This is a genomic window from Paracidovorax wautersii, assembly GCF_031453675.1.
Lineage (GTDB): Bacteria > Pseudomonadota > Gammaproteobacteria > Burkholderiales > Burkholderiaceae_C > Paracidovorax.
In genome coordinates, this window is sequence record NZ_JAVIZX010000001.1 from 139,315 (window position 1) to 157,086 (window position 17,772).

Genomic DNA, 17,772 nt, shown 5'->3' on the forward strand with positions numbered 1-17,772 from the left:
CCCCAGGGGTCTGCTGCCCGGAATCGATCCATCCCCACAGGAGAAGCTCCATGATCTGCAAGACCCTCATGCTCGCCGCGGCCCTGGCCGTGGCCAGCGCACCGGCGCTCGCCGCCGGCCCCGAAGACGCCATGAACAAGGCCGGCTGCATGGCCTGCCATTCCAAGGACAAGAAACTCGTCGGCCCGTCGTTCAAGGACATCGCCGCCAAGTACAAGGGCCAGGACGTGACCGCCAAGCTCATGGAGAAGGTCCGCAAGGGCGGCTCCGGCAGCTTCGGCCCCATCCCCATGGCCCCGAACGGCCCCGACAAGATCAGCGACGCCGACTTGAAGGCCGCGGTCGAATCCATCCTCAAGTCCTGAGCGCGGACCGGAGCCCTGCCCCATGCTGCGCCGCCTGCCGCTACCGATCTGCCTGGGGACCGTCCTGGCCTGGTCGGCTTGCGCTGCGCTGGCGGGGCCGGCCACCGGTCCGGTGCCCAGCCCGGCGCGCCAGGCGGAACTGGTGCGCATGGTGCGCCAGGACTGCGGCTCCTGCCACGGCATGCGGCTCACCGGCGGCCTGGGCCCGGCCCTGACAGGCGACGCCCTCGCAGACAAGCCGCAGGCATCGCTGGCGGCCACCATCATCCACGGCCGGCCCGGCACGGCCATGCCGGGCTGGCGCGCCCTGCTGCTGGATGAAGCCGAAGCCGACTGGATCGCCGCGCAGCTGCTGTCCGGCTTTCCCGAAGAAATCCTCCGGAGACCCAACCCATGAACCCGACCCTCCCCCGGCGTGCCTGGCTGGCCCTGGCGGCCGCGGCCCCCGCGCTGGCCAGCGGCTGCGCTGCCGCACCAGGTTCCGCAGCGGCAGGCGATGCGCCCGCCATCCGGGGCACGGGCGACCTGGGCCTCGTCATCGAACGCGCCCGCGGCACGGTGGCCATCGTCGATACCAGCCGGCGCGAGGTCCTGGCCGAGGTGGCGGGCCTGGGCGACCTGTCGCACGCCAGCGCCGTGTTCTCGCGCGACGCACGGTATGCCTACGTCTTCGGCCGCGACGGCGGCCTCACCCAGGTCGACCTGCTGCGCCAGTGCATCACCCAGCGCACCGTGCAGGCCGGCAACTCCATCGGCGGCGCCATCAGTGCCGACGGCACGCTGGTGGCCGTGCAGAACTATGCGCCCGGCGGCGTGAAGGTGTTCGACGCCCGAACGCTGCAATTGCTGGCCGATCTGCCGGCGGAACACGCCCCGGGCCAGCGCTCACGCGTGGTGGGCCTGGTCGATCTGCCGGGCCGCCGCTTCGCCTACAGCCTGTTCGACGGCAACGCCATCTGGCTGGCCGACTGCAGCGAGCCCACCTGCCCGCGCGTCACGCGCCTGGAGCACATCGGCCGCAGCCCGTACGACGCGCTGGTCACACCCGATGGCCGCCACTACATCGCCGGCCTGTTCGGCGAGGACGGCCTGGCCCTGGTCGACCTGTGGGCGCCGCAGCCCACGGCGCGGCGCATCCTGGCCGGCTACGGGCGTGGCGAGCAGCCGCTGCCCGTCTACAAGATGCCACACCTGCGCGGCTGGGCCGTCGCCGGCCGCCATGCCTACCTGCCCGCCATCGGCCGGCACGAGGTGCTGGTGGTGGACACCGCCACCTGGCAGGAGGTCGGCCGCATCCCCGTGGCAGGGCAGCCGGTGTTCGTCATGGCCCGGCCCGACGGCCGCCAGGTCTGGGTGAACTTCGCCGTACCCGACTACGACCGCGTGCAGGTCATCGACACGCCCAGCCAGTCCGTCGTCGCCACGCTGCGGCCCGGCAAGGCCGTGATGCACATGGAATTCACCCCGCGCGGTGAGTCGCTCTGGCTCAGCTGCCGGGACGACCACCGCGTCTGCGTGTTCGACACGCAAAGCCTGCAGCAGCAGGCCACCCTCGCCCTCGACGCCCCCAGCGGCATCTTCTTCACCGCCCGCGCACACCGGATGGGACTGTGACCATGAACCTCAACGATCCCCTGCAATTCACCCTGCTCAACCAGTGGCAGCGCGGCTTTCCGATCTGCCGTGAGCCCTTCGACATGCTGGCGCGCTCGCTGCGGGTCGGCACTTCCGAAGTCATCGGCGCCTACACCCGACTGCGCGATGGCGGCGCACTCAGCCGCATCGGCGGTGTCTTCGGCGCCGGCGCCGGGGGTGCCTCCCTGCTGGCCGCCATGGCCGTGCCCGCCGGGCGGCTGGGCGAGGTCGCGGCCCAGGTGTCGTCCCACCCCGGTGTCAACCACAACTACGAACGCGAGAACCGGCTCAACCTGTGGTTCGTGATGACCGGGCGCAGCGGCCACGAGGTCGAGCACGGCCTGTGCGACCTGGAAGAAGCCACAGGCTTGCCGGTCCTGCGCCTGCCCATGGAGCGGCCCTATGGCGTGGACCTGGCCTTCGACCTGCGCGGCCACGGCGCCGTGCACGGCAGCCGGCCCTGGGCCACCGCCGTCGCACCCGTGGATGCGGGCGACGTGCCGCTGGCGGCCCTGCTGGAGCAAGGCGTGCCGCTGGTGCGCCGGCCCTTCGACCTGTGGGCCCGCGCGCTCTCGCGCCACGCGGACGACGTGATCGACACGGTGCTGCGCTGGCTGGAGGCCGGCACCCTGCGCCGGTTCGGCGTGGTGGTGCGTCACCATGAGCTGGGCTACACCGCCAACGCGATGACGGTCTTCGACGTGCCGGAGGACCGCGTGGACGCCTGCGGCCACGCGCTCGCCCGCGAGCCGGGCATCACCCTCGCCTACCGCCGGGCCCGCGCACCGGGCTGGCCCTACAACCTCTACTGCATGGTGCATGGCAAGGACCACACGGCCGTGCGGCAGGTGCTGGCGGACGCCATCGACGGCTCGGGCCTGATGCGCCGCCCGCACGAGGTGCTGTTCTCGCTGCGCCGTTTCAAGCAGACGGGCGCCCAGCGCTTCAGTCTGGGCCTCACGGCCGACAGCTACGAGGAAGCCCATGCTGCCGCCTGACGATGCCCTGCTGGTGGATCACCTGCACGCCGGCTTTCCGCTGGTGGAGCAGCCCTTCGCCGCGGTGGCCAAGGCGCTGGGGTGGAGCGAGGCGCGCGTCATCACGCGGCTGCAGGCACTGCTGTCGCAGGGCGTGCTGACGCGCTTCGGTCCGCTGTTCCAGATCGAGCGCGCGGGCGGACAGTTCGTGCTGGCCGCCCTCGCCGCGCCGGAGGACCGCTTCGACGCCGTCGCGGCCCAGGTCAACGCCTTTGCCGAGGTGGCGCACAACTACCGGCGCGAGCATGCGCTGAACATGTGGTTCGTCGTCGCCGCCGAATCACCCGCGCTCGCGCAGCAGGCGCTGGACCGCATCGAGGCGGCCACGGGCCTGCCGGTGCTGGCCTTTCCCAAGGAGCAGGAGTACTTCGTCGAACTGCGCCTGCCACCGCTCCCTCATCAGCAGGAGGCCCTCCATGCCGCTCAGCCCCTTTGACCGCGCCCTGATCGCCGCCACCCAGAGCGGGCTGCCGCTGGTCTCCCGCCCGTACGAGGCCATTGGCGCCATGCTGGGTGTGGGTGGCGCGCAGGTGCAGGAACGGCTGGGGCAGATGCTGCAGGACGGCCTGGTGCGCCGCATCGGCGCCGTGCCCAACCACTACCGCCTGGGCTACACGGCCAACGGCATGAGCGTCTGGGATGTGCCGGACGAGCACATCGACGACGCCGCGCAGCGCATCGCCGCCCTGCCCGGCGTGAGCCATTGCTACCGCCGCCCGCGGCGCCTGCCCCGGTGGCCCTACAACCTGTTCGCCATGCTGCATGGGCCCACGCGCGACAGCGTGCAGGCGCAGGCCGACGAGATCGCCGCGCTGCTGGGCACCCACTGCCGGCAGCGCGACATTCTCTATTCCACCGCCATCCTGAAAAAGACCGGGCTGCGGCTCCGGGGAGATTGACCATGTTCCGCATCAGCCAGTACCTGCGCGAAGTGGCGCAGGCCCAAGCCACAGGAACCTACCCGGCCGTGCGCGAGCGCCGCGCGCGGGGCCCCGTCGTCATCTGGAACCTGATCCGACGGTGCAACCTCACCTGCAAGCACTGCTACGCGCTCTCGGCCGACCACGACTACGCCGGCGAACTCAGCACGCAGGAGGTGTTCACCACCATGGACGACCTGCGCGCGTTCGGCGTTCCGGTGCTCATCCTCTCGGGCGGCGAGCCGCTCATGCGTCCCGACCTGTTCGACATCGCCGCGCGGGCGCAGGCACAGGGCTTCTACGTGGGCCTGTCCACCAACGGCACGCTGATCGACGCGCCCATGGCCGACCGCATCGCGGCGGCCGGCTTCGACTACGTGGGCATCAGCCTGGACGGGCTCAAGGCCACGCACGACCGCTTCCGCCGGCTCAATGGCGCGTTCGACCTCAGCCTGGCCGCCATCCGCCTGCTGGCCGACCGCGGCGTGAAGGTGGGGCTGCGCTTCACGATGACCTCGCTGAACGCGCACGACCTGCCGGCGCTGCTGGAACTGATGCGCCAGGAGGGCGCGCACAAGTTCTACTTCTCGCACCTGAACTACGCCGGCCGCGGCAACATCCACCGCGACAAGGATGCGCAGTTCGGCGCCACGCGCCAGGCGCTCGATCTGCTGTTCGACCGCGCCTGGCAGGCCGCGCAGGAAGGGCGGGAGGAAGACTACGTCACCGGCAACAACGATGCCGACGGCGCCTATCTGCTGCAGTGGGTGCAGGCACGCATGCCGCAATGGGCCGATGCCCTGCAGGCGCGGCTGCAGGCCTGGGGCGGCAACGCCAGCGGGGTGAACGTGGCCAACATCGACAACCTGGGCCATGTGCACCCCGACACCATGTGGTGGCACCACGACCTGGGCAGCGTGCGGGAGCGGCCCTTCTCCGCCATCTGGCAGGACACGTCCGACCCGCTCATGGCCGGGCTCAAGGCCCACCCGCGGCCGGTGCAGGGCCGGTGTGCCCAGTGCCGCCACTTCGCGCTGTGCGGCGGCAACACGCGCGTGCGCGCCCAGCAGCTCACCGGCAATGCCTGGGCGGAAGACCCCGGCTGCTATTTGCGCGACGACGAGGTGTACCTGAGCGATCCTGCCGCTGCAGCATCCACCCGCCACGCCGCCGAGGTGGCCCATGCCTGAGCGCCCCGCCCTCTCCTCACACCGTATGCAAGCCGCCCGCACGCTGGGCCGGCGCACCTTCAGCGCGCTCTGGCGCATCGCCCTGGCCGGCGGCCTGGTATGGATGGGCCACGATCTGGCGCGCGCGCAGCCGACACCCGCCGGCGCACCCGCCCCGCAGTCCATCGAGGCGGCGGCGCTGTACCGGCAGCACTGCGCCGTCTGCCATGCCGACCAGCGCACCGGTGCCATGGGCCCCGCGCTGCTGCCGGAGAGCCTGGAGCGCCTGCGCCCGCCAGAGGCCTTGCGCGTGATCGCCCAAGGCCGGCCCGCCACGCAGATGCCGGCGTTCGAAGGCACGCTCTCCGCGTCGGAGATCGCGGCGCTGGCGCAGTGGGTGCGCACGCCCGTGCAGCCCGCGCCGCGCTGGGGCGACGACGACATCCGCGCGTCCCGCATCGCTTCGCCCGTCCCCGCGGACGAACCCCAGCGCCCCGTCTGGAACGCCGACCCCATGAACCTGTTCGTCGTCGTCGAGGGCGGCGACCACCATGTCTCGCTGCTCGATGGCGACCGCTTCGAGGTCATCACCCGCTTTGCCAGCCGCTATGCGCTGCATGGCGGCCCCAAGTTCACGCCGGACGGCCGCTATGTGTTCTTCGGCTCGCGCGACGGCTGGATCACCAAGTACGACCTGTGGCGGCTGCGCGTGGTGGCCGAGGTGCGGGCGGGCCTGAACATGCGCAATGTGGCTGTGAGCGGCGACGGGCGCTGGGTGATGGCGGCCAACTACTTTCCCCACACGCTGGCGCTGTTCGACGCCGACCTGAACCTGGTCAAGACCTATGCCGCTGCCACGCGGGACGGCAAGGCCACCTCGCGCGTGTCTGCCGTGTACGACGCGGCGCCGCGCAAGAGCTTCGTCGTGGCGCTCAAGGACATCGCGGAGCTGTGGGAGATCTCGTACGACCCGGCGGCCGAGCCGATCTACGACGGGCTGGTGCACGACTACAAGATGGGCGAGGCCCTCGCCAGCCCCGGCTACCAGGGCGTGCGCCGCACCCTGCTGGACGAGCCCCTGGACGACTTCTTCTTCGACCAGTCCTATCGCCATGCGCTGGGCGCCACCCGGCCGCGCCCGGGCGGCGACGGCCAGGCCACCGCGCAGGTGGTGAACCTGGACATCCGCCGCAAGGTCGCCGACCTGCCGATGGCCGGCATGCCGCACCTGGGCTCGGGCATCACCTTCGCCTGGAACGGCACCACGGTGCTGGCCAGCCCGAACCTGAAGGACGGCGCCATCGACGTGATCGACATGCAGACCTGGCAGCCGGTGCGCACCATCGGCACGCCGGGGGCGGGCTTCTTCATGCGCAGCCACGAGGCCACGCCCTACGCCTGGACCGACTCGATGATGAGCCCCACGGGCAAGGACACGCTCACCATCATCGACAAGCGCACGCTGCAGCCCGTGGCCACCGTGCGCGAGCCCGGCAAGACGCTGGCGCACATCGAATTCACGCGCGACGGCCGCTATGCGCTCGCCAGCGTGTGGGAGATGGACGGCGCGGTGGTGGTGTACGACGCCGCCACCTTCCGCGAGGTGAAGCGTCTGCCCATGCGCAAGCCCGTGGGCAAGTACAACGTGTGGAACAAGATCACCCGCAGCGAGGGCACATCGCATTGAAGGCCGCAGACCCTGAGCTCCTCTCCGGCGGGGCGGCCGCCGATGCGCCGCGCCTGCCCGGCGACCTGGTGGTGTGGCTGCTGGTGCTGGCCGAGCTGCTGACCTTCGCGATCCTGTTCGTGTCGTTCGCCGTCGCCCGCCTGCGCGAGCCGGCGCTGTTCGCCGCCGGCCAGGCCACGCTGGACCTGGGCTCCGGCGCCATCAACACGGTGCTGCTGGTCAGCGCCAGCGCCTGCGTGGTGCATGCGCTGCACGGCGTGCGCGCCGGCCGCTCCAGCCCCGGCGCCCGCTGGCTGCTGGCGGCGCTGGCCTGCGGCCTGGGCTTCCTCGTGCTCAAGAGCGTGGAGTACGTGCACAAGTGGCAGGAGGGCATCGACGTGGCCGAGAACACGTTCTACCTGCTGTACGTGATGCTGACCGGCTTTCATTTTCTGCACGTGGTGGCGGGCTGCATCTTCTTCGCCCTGCTGTGGCCCAAGACCCGGCGCGGCGCCTATGGCCCGCACGACTGCCACGCGCTGGAGACGGCCGCCGTCTTCTGGCACATGGTGGACCTGCTGTGGATGGTGCTGTTTCCGCTGGTCTATGTGGTGCGGTGATGGAGACGTCCCGACGGCCACCGCGCGAAGGCCGGTAGGCATGCAGACCGCCATTACTATCAATTCAATAGCTGCTTGCGCTTTATCCATCAGCGCCAGAGGCCGAAAACACCATGAATGACGCATCGCCACCGGCTGTCCGCAACGCACGCCACCGGATATCCCGCACCAACGCGATCTGGCTGGCGCTGCTGCTGGCCACGGCGCTGACCTGGTGGGTGGGCGAAAGCGGCACGGCCCAGCGCGCCAGCCTGGCGTCGGCCACGGGCGTGCTGGCGCTGGCCACGCTCAAGGGCGTGCTCATCATCCAGGACTACATGGAGCTGCGGCATGCCCCCGCGCTGTGGCGTCGGCTGCTGCTGGGCTGGCTCTGGGCGGTGGTGCTGCTGGTGTGGGCGGCGACGGCCTGGCATCTGCGCAGCCTGGGAGCCCTTTGACGGGCCCCGGGCGGGAGCGCGCGCACCGTGACGGGCCGACCTGCGATTTCCTTGAACCGGTTCAAGGAAAGAACCCGAGCGTTTTAGGAGGATAAGGCCCTCACGATTCAGGAGGGCTTATCAATGAGCCAGGCACACAGCGGGTTTACCAAACAGATGGCCCGCAACATGTTCTACGGCGGCACGGTGTTCTTCGCCCTGCTGTTCGCGGCCATCGTCTTCGACAGCGAACGCCGCATTCCCGAGCGCTCCAACGCGAGCGCCATCACCCCGTCCGTCATCGCGGGCAAGAAGATCTGGGAGACGCGCAACTGCATCGGTTGCCACACGCTGCTGGGCGAGGGCGCGTACTTCGCGCCCGAGCTGGGCAACGTCTACAAGCGCCGCGGCCCCGATTTCATCAAGGCCTGGATGGCCGCCATGCCCACGCATGCGCCCGGCCGGCGCCAGATGCCGCAGTTCAACCTGACGCAAGAGCAGGTCCATGACCTGACCGAGTTCCTCAAGTGGACGGGCGAGATCAACACCGAAAACTGGCCGCCCAACATCGAAGGCTGATCAGGAGTACCCATTCATGACAAACGACGTCCTCAAATACAAGAGCCAGTCGGTCTCGCGGCTGTACTTCATCGCGGCCATGGCGCTGTTCGCCGGCCAGATCATCTTCGGCATCACCCTGGGCCTGCAGTACGTGGTGGGAGACCTGTTCTTCCCCTACATCCCGTTCAACATCGCGCGGATGGTGCACACCAACCTGCTGATCGTGTGGCTGCTGTTCGGCTTCATGGGCGCGGCCTACTACATCGTGCCGGAAGAGTCCGAGACCGAGCTGCACAGTCCGCTGCTCGCCGTGGTGCTGTTCTGGATCTTCCTCGTGGCCGGCGCGCTCACCATCGTGGGCTACCTCGCCCTGCCCTATGCCAAGCTGGCTGAACTGACGGGCAACGACCTGCTGCAGACCATGGGGCGCGAGTTCCTGGAGCAGCCGCTGCCCACCAAGATCGGCATCGTCGTGGTGGCGCTCGGCTTCCTCTACAACATCACGCTCACCGTGCTCAAGGGCCGCAAGACCAGCATCTCCGTGGTGCTGCTCATGGGCCTGTGGGGCCTGGCGCTGATGTTCCTGTTCAGCTTCGTCAACCCGCACAACCTGGTGCGCGACAAGATGTACTGGTGGTTCGTCGTCCACCTGTGGGTCGAAGGCGTGTGGGAACTGATCCTGGGCTCACTGCTGGCCTACGTGCTGGTCAAGACCACCGGCGTGGACCGCGAGGTGATCGACAAGTGGCTCTACGTGATCATCGCCTTCGCGCTGATGACCGGCATCCTGGGCACCGGCCACCACTTCTACTTCATCGGCCTGCCGGGCTACTGGCACTGGATCGGCAGCGTGTTCTCGGCGCTGGAACCGATTCCGTTCTTCATGATGACGGTGTTCGCCTTCAACATGGTGCAGCGCCGCCGGCGCGAGCACCCCAACCAGGCCGCCGTGCTGTGGGCGGTGGGCACGGCCGTGGTGGGCTTCCTGGGCGCAGGCCTGTGGGGCTTCATCCACACGCTCAGCGTCATCAACTACTACACGCACGGCTCGCAGATCACGGCGGCGCACGGTCACCTCGCCTTCTACGGCGCCTACGTGCTGGTGGTCATCACGCTCATCAGCTACGCCATGCCCACCATGCGCGGCCGCCTGGCCAACAGCCGCAAGGCCCAGGCCGTGGAGATGTGGAGCTTCTGGATCATGACCATCGGGATGTCCATCATGGTGTTGGCCCTCACCGGCGCGGGCGTGGTGCAGGTCTGGCTGCAGCGCCTGCCCGAGACCAACGCCCTGGGCTTCATGGCCACGCAGGATGAGCTGCGGCTGTTCTACTGGGTGCGCGTGGGCGGCGGCGTGGTGTTCCTGATCGGCCAGTTCACCTACTTCGCCAGCTTCTTCGTCGGCGGCACGCCGGTGACGGGCGACCGCAGCACCGCACTGCGCGGCCAGCCCGCAAGCGCCTGACGCGCCAGCCCAAGGAGCCCTGCCATGGACCACAGCGACTTGCTGCAATTCGAGCCCGCCCCGGCGGCGGATGGCGCCCTGCCCTACTACGCCGCCCAGGCGCAGGAGGTGGCGCTGTTCACCCATGCATTCCAGCAGCGCCTGCCGGTGCTCATCAAGGGCCCCACGGGCTGCGGCAAGACGCGCTTCGTGGAGCACATGGCGGCCCGGCTGGGCCGGCCGCTGGTCACCGTCAGCTGCCATGACGACCTGTGCGCGGCCGACCTCGTCGGCCGCCACCTGATCGCCCCCACCGGCACCGTCTGGACGGACGGCCCCCTCACCCGCGCCGCGCGCACCGGCGCGATCTGCTACCTGGACGAGGTGGTGGAAGCCCGCAAGGACACCACCGTCATCCTGCACCCGCTGGCCGACGACCGCCGCGTGCTGCCCATCGAGCGCACCGGCGAGCAGCTGGCCGCCGCTCCCGGCTTCATGCTGGTGGTGAGCTACAACCCCGGTTACCAGAACCTGCTCAAGAGCCTCAAGCCCAGCACGCGCCAGCGCTTCGTGGCCCTGAACTTCGGCTATCCCGGCGCCGCGGTGGAACAGGCCATCGTCGAGCGCGAGGCGGGCGTGCCCGCCGCCGTGGCGCAGCAGCTGGTGGCACTGGCCGGTGCGCTGCGCCGCCTGACCGAGCAGGATCTGGAGGAAACCGCCAGCACCCGCCTGCTGGTGATGGCCGGGCGCCTGCATGCCAGCGGCATCGGCCTGCACGCCGCCTGCCGCGCCGCCATCGTGGACGCGCTCACCGACGACGCCGACACCGCCGCGGCCCTGGATGAAGTGGTGGGCGCCGTGGTGGCACCCGCCGCCTGACGCCGCGACGCGCCCGAACAACCCGCTCAGAAAGCACGCCATGGAGGAATGGGTCGGCCAGCAATGGCACCGCCTGATCACCCGCGCTGCGGACCGCCGGCACGCCGACGCCACCGTCACGCTGGAGGCCATGCGCGGCGCCATCGCCCTGCTGTTCCGTGCGGGCGGCGGCTCCGGCGGGACGCGCATCGCACCGGCCGGCGCCTCGCGCATCGGGGGCGCCCGCGGCGTGCTCCAGCGCCTGGCCGGCAGCGGCACGCACGCCACGCTGGCGCAGTGGCAGCCCGAGGTGCTGGCCCTGCCACCGCAGATCGCGGCCTTCCCCGACGCTGCGCTCAACCGCCATCTCTACCTGTGGCTGGCCGCCCTGGCCGCGCACCTGCGCCCCACGGGCGACTGGATCGGCGACAACCTGCGGGCCACACAGGCCACCCTGGCCACCTTCCCCGGCTGGCGGGCGCGGCACGCCGCGCTGGTCGCGGCGCAGTTGGCGCAACGCCCTGGCGCAGGCCTGCTGCGCGGCGCGGCGCTGGTGGCCGAGTCCGCCGTCCGCGCCGCCCTCCACGGAGAGATGGGTGGAGCGGCCTCACCCGCGGTTCGCCAGCGGGACGTGGCACCGGTCTGGCTGTGGCTCGACGCGGGCGCCGCGGCGGCAACGGGCGCCGCCGCACGCACCGCCGCCACCGACGACGCCGGGCCCAGCGCCCCGCCCGCAGTGCAGGACGCCCAGCGCCGCCATGCCGAGCGCGTGCAGGACGAGCGCCACCAGGCGCCGCTGATCCTGTGCTTCCGGGCCGAGTCCATCCTCTCTTGGGGTGAATTCACCCGCGTCAACCGGGCCGACGAGGACGAAGACGACGGCAACGCCATCGCTGCCGCCAACGACATGGACACGCTGGCCATCGCGCAGGACGGCCGGCGCGCAGCGTCGCGTGTGCGGTTCGACCTGGACCTGCCCAGTGCCGCGCAGGACGACGCGCCGCTCGGCCCCGGCGAACGCCATCCGGAATGGGACTTCCGCACGCAGCGCCTGCTGCCGGAGCACTGCAGCGTGCAGCGCATGGTGGCGGCCACCGCCCCGGCATCGCCCATGCCCCCGGCCCTGCGGGTGACGGCCCGGCGCGTGCGCCGCCGGCTGGAGGCGCTGCGCGCCGCCCCTGCACGCTCCCGCCCGGGCACCGAGGGCGAAGAGATCGACCTGGACGCCTGGGTGCGGCACCACGTGCACGCCGCCCGCAACGCCCACGACGGCGAGCCGGCCGTGTTCACGCGCCGCACCCGCGCCGAACGCAGCCTGGCCACGCTGCTGCTGGCCGACCTGTCACTGTCCACCGACGCCTACGCCACGCCCGAGGCGCGGGTGATCGACGTCATCCGCGATGCGCTGCTGGTCTTCGGCCACGCCCTGGCCGACAGCGGCGACGCCTTCGCGATGGCGGGCTTTTCCTCCGTGCGGCGCCAGCATGTGCGCATCCAGCACCTCAAGGACTTTGCCGAGCCGTGGACCGGCGCCGTCCAGGCCCGCGTGCAGGCCGTCAAGCCCGGCTACTACACCCGCATGGGCGCCGCCATCCGCCATGCCACGGCCCAGCTCGCGCGCCGACCCGAGCGGCAGCGCCTGCTGCTGATCCTGACCGACGGCAAGCCCAACGACCTGGACGTGTACGAGGGCCGCTACGGCCTGGAAGACACCCGCCATGCCGTGCAGGCCGCGCGCAGCGCCGGACTGACGCCCTTCTGCATCACCATCGACCAGGCGGCGCACGACTACCTGCCGCTGCTCTTCGGCCAGCAGGGCTATGCCCTGGTGCACCGGCCGCAGGAACTGGTGCACCGCCTGACCGGCGTCTACGCGCAGCTGACCCGGGCCTGAAGCGCCCGGCCGCCGCGCCTGGCGCACCGCCCCCGGCCGAAGTTCCCCCGCCGCCGGCCCGCGGATTGCGCCAAAGCAACACCACCGGCCAATCGGGCGGCTGCAGCGGCCAGGATTTGCCTTCGGTCATAAACATGCATGCAGAACTCCCTTTAAATGCAGCAGATCCCAGAGAGCCGAAAGCCCATGATGGAAACCTCGCACTTCGATATTCCCCGCTACCTGTCGGCGCTGCCCCTGTTCCAGGAGATGGCGCCGGCCGAGCTGCAGCGCCTGGCCGAGGGCTGCCGCCTGCGCCGCTTCGGCCGCGGCGACAGCGTGTTCCGCGTGGGCATGCCCTGCGAGGAGTTCCATGTGACGGTGGTGGGCCAGATCAAGCTGTTCGCCCTGTCCCCGGCCGGGCAGGAAAAAGTCATCGAACTGGCCGGCCCGGGCGTCAGCTTTGCCGAGGCGCTGATGTTCACCGACAAGCCCTACATCATCAACGCGCAGGCCCTGACGGACACGCTGCTGCTGAGCGTGGGCAAGCACGCCGTGGTGCGCGAGGTGGAAAGCGAGCCGCGGTTTGCGCTGCGCATGCTGGCCGGCATCTCGCGCCGGCTCCACGGCCTGGTGCACGACGTGCAGGCCTACGCCCTGAGCTCCGGCATGGACCGGGTCATCAGCTACCTGCTCAACGACCTGCCCGAGGAAGCCGCGCCCGCCACGGCCGGCACCGCCCCCGGCGGCAGCCCGGGCCGGGCCGCGTCGGCGCCCCTTCCGCCAGCCCCCCCGCGCTGCGTGTCGCTGCCGGTGAGCAAGGCCACGCTGGCCTCGCGCCTGTCGCTCACGCCCGAATACTTCTCGCGCGTGCTGCACGACCTGGAGGCCAAGGGTCTCATCCAGATCGACAACCGCGACATCCACATCCTGGACGCCACCGGACTGGCGCAGCACACGGTACATTGAGGCGCCGGGCACGGTACCGGGGCGGACGGGGCGGGGTCTGCGCGCAGCCACTCCAGCCTAGGCGCGCGTGGCGGCGCAGACGGCCGGGCCTTGCAGTTCCTGGCGCCCCTTGCGGGTGATCGCCAGGACGCGTGCAACGGGTGCCGCCGCCCGCACGCCGGGCAGCAGCGCAGCCACCAGCCCCGCGGCGCGCAGCAGGCGCAGCTTGTCGATCTCCTGCGGTTCGGTGATGGAGACGGGCAGGCGGCTGCTTGACAGCCCCAGCAACAATTTCATCGGCATCTCGGCGCTCCTTCCGTTCAGCAGACCGTGCCGTGGTCGGCAAGTTCCGCGCACTGGCGATCACCGAGGTCCGGGCTTTCCCCACGACGGGTGCGGCAGCGCCGGCGACCCATGCCAGAATCTGGGGCCATGCAAGCCCTGACAGCCTATACGGCAGACGCCTCTCCCGCCCCTGCCATGGCCGCTCCGCGCCGCGCCGAGGGCGGCGCCATGCCCGCGCTGTACCGCGCCGCCATCGGACCCTTGCACACCGAGCGCTATCTGTCCTTCTTCGAGCGCGAAGACGACACCGGCCGCCGCCTGACCGGCTGGAACTCGGCCGCCGCCCTGTGCACGCTCAACTGGATGGTGTTCCGCCAGCTCTGGGGCGCAGCCCTGGTGTACGTGGCGGCGCTGGAAGGCGTGGCCCTGCTCGTGTTCGTGCTGGGCTACCAGTGGCTGGACCTGCCGCTGCCCGTGCTCGCCGGGTTGGGGCTGGCATGGCTGTTCGCCGCCAGCGTGCTGCCCGGCCTGTACGGCGACGCCATCATGCACGCCGAGGTCCGCAAGAAGATCACCAAAGCCCTGTCCGAGGCGCCCACGCTCGCCCAGGCCCGCCAGCGCCTGGAGCAGCAGGCGCCCACGCGTCGCCGCCTGATGGCCTTCGTCGCAGCCAACGCAGCGCTGGCCGGCCTGGTCGCCGCGCTCTGGTTCGCGCTGCCGGGCGATGGCCGCGCCGCGCTGGAGCGGCTGCGCGCAGGCCCCGCCCCGGGCGCCCCCGTGGCGGCTAACGCGATGCCGTCCGCCAGCACGCCAGCCGTGGCCGCGGCATCGACCGGTGCGGCAGCGCCCGCAGCCGCGCCGGATTCGCCGACGCCAGCCCCCACCGCTGCGGACAGTGCAGCGACCGCTGCCGCTGCGCCGGCTACGGCGGCAGCTTCCCTGCCCGCAATGCCAGCCAGCGATGGGGCCGCTGCAGCAAGCGAACCTGCCGCACCTGCACCTGCACCTGCATCCTTACCTGCGCCGGCTTCGGCACGCTCACCGGCGGCAGTACCGGCAAGCGCGCCGGCCTCTGGCCCCTCCCCCGTAGCCGCACCGGCGCCCGCACCTGGTCCGGCGGCTCGTGCTTCTGCTCCCGCTCCTGCACAAACGCCAGCGCGAGCGTCGGCTGCGTTGCCAGCTCAAGCCCCTGCGTCCGCTGCGCCAAGGGCGACCTCGATCGCCCCGGTCGCCCAAGCCCCCGCATCGGCCGCCGCTCCGGCCGCCAGCGCGGCCGCTCCAGCCCCCCGGCGGGCGGCCACGGCTTCCGGCAACCGGCGCGCTCCGTCCGCAGCAGCGCAGGCCGCCCCGGCGCCGGCCCCCGCGCCCGTCTTGACGGCCGCTGCCGCACTGCCGCCGTTGCCGGAAGGCGGGGCGGCCGAGCGACAGCTATTCATCAACGTCGGGCTGTTCGCCGATCCGGCCAATGCGCGCCGCGCCCACGCCCGCCTGCTGGCCAACGGCCTGCCGTCGAGCACGGCCCAGGTCACCCAGCGCAGCACCGGCCGCCAGCTGACCCGCGTGCGCGTGGGACCGTTCACCGCCACATCAGACGCCAATGCCGCCGTCGCCACCATCCGCGCGATGGAACTGGAAGCGGCCGCGGCCCTGCAGTGAGCGGCTGCCCGGCCCGCGCCGCGCCGGCGTTACCTCTGGTGACGGCAGCTGAGGACGCGCTCGGCTAAGGTCCGTGCACACTGTCGTGGCTGGGTACCGGCAGGCCCGCCGCGCACCGCGCGGGCCCTGCGGCCCTTCTTCACACTCGACCGCTACACAACACACTCAAGGAACCGCCACCATGCGCCCCCTTCGTATCGCCTCCGCCCTCGCCCTCCTGGCCCTCGCCGCCGGCTGCACCGGCACCGGTCCGCTGGGCACCCAGCCGCCGGTCATCGGGGCCAATACCGGCCCGGTGGGAGGCACTTGCGACGCACAGGGGGCGAAGGGGCTGGTGGGCCAGAACAGCACGGCCAAGGTGGTCGAGGACGCCCGCGTGCGCTCCGGCGCGCAGATGGCCCGGGTACTGCGCCCCGGCCAGATGATCACCAAGGAGTTTGACGCCCAGCGGCTGAACCTGGAGGTGGACGGCACGGGCCGCATCACCGCCGTGCGCTGCGGCTGATGTCTTGACGGGCGGCTTGCCGGGGCCGGCCTGCCGTGGCCGGTGCCCGGCGGCATGCCGCCACCCCACACCAGCGCATTCAGAAGCCAAAGGCCGAGGCCGAACGGCTTAGAACGTGTTGACGATCTCCCAGGGGTTGCGCAGCGGTGCGGGCGGGATGGATGCAAGGCGCGGTGCGCAGTGGATAGCCCGGTTATCCACCAGCGCCGCAACGCCGCAGACCGCCCGCCCACTCCGCTGCCCTTCGGGTTGATGCGAAATCGGGCGATTGAAGGCCCCGGCCGCTTGCATGGGCACGAGCCCATGCGGCGCACCCGCAGCCTCCACTCATCCCGATGGCGCTCCAACGCGACCCCTGCGAGAGCGTCAACACGTTCTTACGGCGGATCGATTCGCCGGCCCGCGGGCAGGCGCCCGAATGCCACGCCGTCGCACCTGGGCTGACGACAGATCGGCGGCGCGCGCCCCGGCACCTTGCGCCGCGTACGCCTTTCAGTCGGCCAGGAACAGCGCCTGCAGGTCGCTGAGAAAGTCGAATCCGCGCTCCGTCGGGCGCACGTGGCCCATGGAGCGCTCGATCAGCCCCTTGCGCTCGGCCTCGTCCAGGCCGCGGGCGATGGCGGTCACCGGCAGGCCGGTGCGCGCGGTGAAGTCCTGCAGCGCGAAGCCGTCGCGCAGGCGCAGCGCATTGAGCATGTATTCGAACGGCAGGTCGGCGCGCCGCACGTCCTCGTCCTGCGCCACGGCGCGGCCCGCCAGCGCGTTGTCCATGTACAGGCCGGGCTCGCGAAAGCGCACCTGCCGCACCACGCGGTGCGCAAAGCTGAGCTTGCTGTGCGCCCCCGCGCCGATGCCCAGGTAATCGCCGAACTGCCAGTAGTTGGTGTTGTGCCAGCAGGCATGGCCCTCGCGCGCATAGGCGGAGATTTCGTAGCGCTGCATGCCCGCCGCGGCCGTGCGCTCGGTGATGCGGTCGAGCATGGCGTAGGCCATGTCGTCCTCGGGCACCAAGGGCGGGTACTTGGCGAAGTAGGTGCCGGGCTCGATGGTCAGGTGGTAGATGGACAGGTGCGGCGGCTGCAGGTCCAGCGCGGTCTGCAGGTCGCGGTCCAGGTCGTCCAGGGTCTGGCCCGGCAGGGCGTACATCAGGTCGAGGTTGAAGGTGTCGAAGGCCTCGCGCGCCTCGTGCATGGCAGCCAGTGCCTGCGCGCGGTCGTGCACGCGGCCCAGCGCCTTCAGGAAGCGGTCGTCGAAGCTCTGCACGCCGACCGACAGCCGCGTGACGCCGGCCGCCCGGTAGGCGCGGAAGCGGTCCTTCTCGAACGTGCCGGGGTTGGCCTCCAGAGTGATCTCGCAATCCGCCTCCAGCCGCAGGCGCGCGCGCAGGCCGCCCAGCAGGCGGTCGATGGACGCAGGCGCGAACAGGCTGGGCGTGCCGCCGCCGATGAAGATGCTGTGCACCGTGCGGCCCCAGATCAGCGGCAGCGCGGCCTCCACATCGGCCATCAGCGCGTCGAGGTAGCGACCCTCGGGCAGGGCCTCAGCGCCGGCGCGGGCCTCGTGCGAGTTGAAGTCGCAGTACGGGCACTTCTTCAGGCACCACGGCAGGTGCACGTACAGCGACAGCGGCGGCAGGCTCTGCAGCTGGAGCAGGCCGGGGCGCATGTAGTGCTGCACGTCGCGCACGGGCGCGGCCTCAGCGGTGGCAGGGTGGATGGGGATCGTCATCGGATATCAAAAACCATAGCTACTTGCGCTTGCTGCATCTCGATTTCAAAGATAAATCTATCGCAATTGCTCATGAAACAAGCGCA

The 17,772-nt window shown here is 71.0% G+C and carries 19 protein-coding genes; 17 read left to right on the forward strand and 2 right to left on the reverse strand.

What is annotated here, in order from left to right; genetic code table 11:
* Positions 1–50: 50 nt before the first annotated feature.
* The 15 genes from QE399_RS00620 to QE399_RS00690 all read left to right on the forward strand — a co-directional run bounded on the left by QE399_RS00620 (position 51) and on the right by QE399_RS00690 (position 13,533).
* Entirely contained in the window at positions 51–365 is a 315-nt protein-coding gene (locus tag QE399_RS00620) for a c-type cytochrome (protein ID WP_309825371.1), read from the forward strand.
* 22 nt (positions 366–387) lie between these two features.
* A complete protein-coding gene (locus QE399_RS00625) occupies positions 388–762 on the forward strand; it encodes a c-type cytochrome (protein ID WP_309825373.1) in 375 nt (124 codons plus the stop codon).
* On the forward strand, positions 759–1,979 hold the full coding sequence (locus tag QE399_RS00630; protein WP_309825374.1) for a cytochrome D1 domain-containing protein: 1,221 nt from the start codon (positions 759–761) through the stop codon (positions 1,977–1,979). The genes QE399_RS00625 and QE399_RS00630 overlap by 4 nt, the downstream gene beginning before the upstream one ends.
* 2 nt (positions 1,980–1,981) lie before the next feature.
* Positions 1,982–2,998, forward strand: coding sequence for a siroheme decarboxylase subunit beta (gene ahbB / locus QE399_RS00635; RefSeq protein ID WP_309825377.1), 1,017 nt, complete (start codon positions 1,982–1,984; stop codon positions 2,996–2,998).
* Positions 2,985–3,473, forward strand: a complete 489-nt coding sequence (locus QE399_RS00640; protein WP_309825378.1) for an Lrp/AsnC family transcriptional regulator — start codon at positions 2,985–2,987, stop codon at positions 3,471–3,473. Before ahbB (QE399_RS00635) ends, QE399_RS00640 begins: the two co-directional genes overlap by 14 nt.
* Positions 3,454–3,936, forward strand: coding sequence for a siroheme decarboxylase subunit beta (gene ahbB, locus QE399_RS00645; RefSeq protein WP_309825379.1), 483 nt, complete (start codon positions 3,454–3,456; stop codon positions 3,934–3,936). Before QE399_RS00640 ends, ahbB (QE399_RS00645) begins: the two co-directional genes overlap by 20 nt.
* A 2-nt stretch (positions 3,937–3,938) precedes the next feature.
* Entirely contained in the window at positions 3,939–5,147 is a 1,209-nt protein-coding gene (gene nirJ / locus QE399_RS00650; RefSeq protein WP_309825380.1) for a heme d1 biosynthesis radical SAM protein NirJ, read from the forward strand.
* Between the two features lie 25 nt (positions 5,148–5,172).
* Positions 5,173–6,813, forward strand: a complete 1,641-nt coding sequence (locus tag QE399_RS00655; protein WP_309825382.1) for a cytochrome D1 domain-containing protein — start codon at positions 5,173–5,175, stop codon at positions 6,811–6,813.
* On the forward strand, positions 6,810–7,412 hold the full coding sequence (locus QE399_RS00660) for a cytochrome c oxidase subunit 3 family protein (protein ID WP_309825383.1): 603 nt from the start codon (positions 6,810–6,812) through the stop codon (positions 7,410–7,412). Before QE399_RS00655 ends, QE399_RS00660 begins: the two co-directional genes overlap by 4 nt.
* A 113-nt stretch (positions 7,413–7,525) precedes the next feature.
* The gene (locus QE399_RS00665; protein ID WP_309825384.1) at positions 7,526–7,849 is read left to right on the forward strand and encodes a cytochrome C oxidase subunit IV family protein; all 324 of its coding nucleotides are present in this window, start codon (positions 7,526–7,528) and stop codon (positions 7,847–7,849) included.
* 123 nt (positions 7,850–7,972) lie between these two features.
* A complete protein-coding gene (locus QE399_RS00670; protein ID WP_309825385.1) occupies positions 7,973–8,407 on the forward strand; it encodes a c-type cytochrome in 435 nt (144 codons plus the stop codon).
* Positions 8,408–8,423: 16 nt separating this feature from the next.
* Positions 8,424–9,854, forward strand: a complete 1,431-nt coding sequence (locus tag QE399_RS00675) for a cbb3-type cytochrome c oxidase subunit I (protein ID WP_309825387.1) — start codon at positions 8,424–8,426, stop codon at positions 9,852–9,854.
* Between the two features lie 24 nt (positions 9,855–9,878).
* Positions 9,879–10,712, forward strand: coding sequence for a CbbQ/NirQ/NorQ/GpvN family protein (locus tag QE399_RS00680; RefSeq protein WP_309825388.1), 834 nt, complete (start codon positions 9,879–9,881; stop codon positions 10,710–10,712).
* Between the two features lie 40 nt (positions 10,713–10,752).
* Positions 10,753–12,585 carry a nitric oxide reductase activation protein NorD gene (locus QE399_RS00685; protein ID WP_309825390.1) on the forward strand — a complete coding sequence of 611 codons (1,833 nt, stop codon included), beginning with the start codon at positions 10,753–10,755 and terminating at the stop codon, positions 12,583–12,585.
* Between the two features lie 189 nt (positions 12,586–12,774).
* Positions 12,775–13,533, forward strand: a complete 759-nt coding sequence (locus QE399_RS00690; protein ID WP_309831874.1) for a Crp/Fnr family transcriptional regulator — start codon at positions 12,775–12,777, stop codon at positions 13,531–13,533.
* 57 nt (positions 13,534–13,590) lie between these two features.
* Here the strand turns inward: QE399_RS00690 and QE399_RS00695 are convergent, their stop codons facing one another.
* Positions 13,591–13,815: a hypothetical protein gene (locus tag QE399_RS00695; RefSeq protein ID WP_309825391.1), complete on the reverse strand. Its 225-nt coding sequence runs from the start codon at positions 13,813–13,815 to the stop codon at positions 13,591–13,593.
* A 129-nt stretch (positions 13,816–13,944) separates the two neighbouring features.
* Between QE399_RS00695 and QE399_RS00700 the strand changes: the two genes are divergently transcribed.
* Positions 13,945–15,453, forward strand: coding sequence for an SPOR domain-containing protein (locus QE399_RS00700; protein WP_309825393.1), 1,509 nt, complete (start codon positions 13,945–13,947; stop codon positions 15,451–15,453).
* A 181-nt stretch (positions 15,454–15,634) separates the two neighbouring features.
* Positions 15,635–15,958: an I78 family peptidase inhibitor gene (locus tag QE399_RS00705; RefSeq protein ID WP_309825395.1), complete on the forward strand. Its 324-nt coding sequence runs from the start codon at positions 15,635–15,637 to the stop codon at positions 15,956–15,958.
* A 492-nt stretch (positions 15,959–16,450) separates the two neighbouring features.
* Here the strand turns inward: QE399_RS00705 and hemW are convergent, their stop codons facing one another.
* A complete protein-coding gene (hemW, locus tag QE399_RS00710) occupies positions 16,451–17,686 on the reverse strand; it encodes a radical SAM family heme chaperone HemW (RefSeq protein ID WP_309825396.1) in 1,236 nt (411 codons plus the stop codon).
* Positions 17,687–17,772 lie beyond the last annotated feature (86 nt).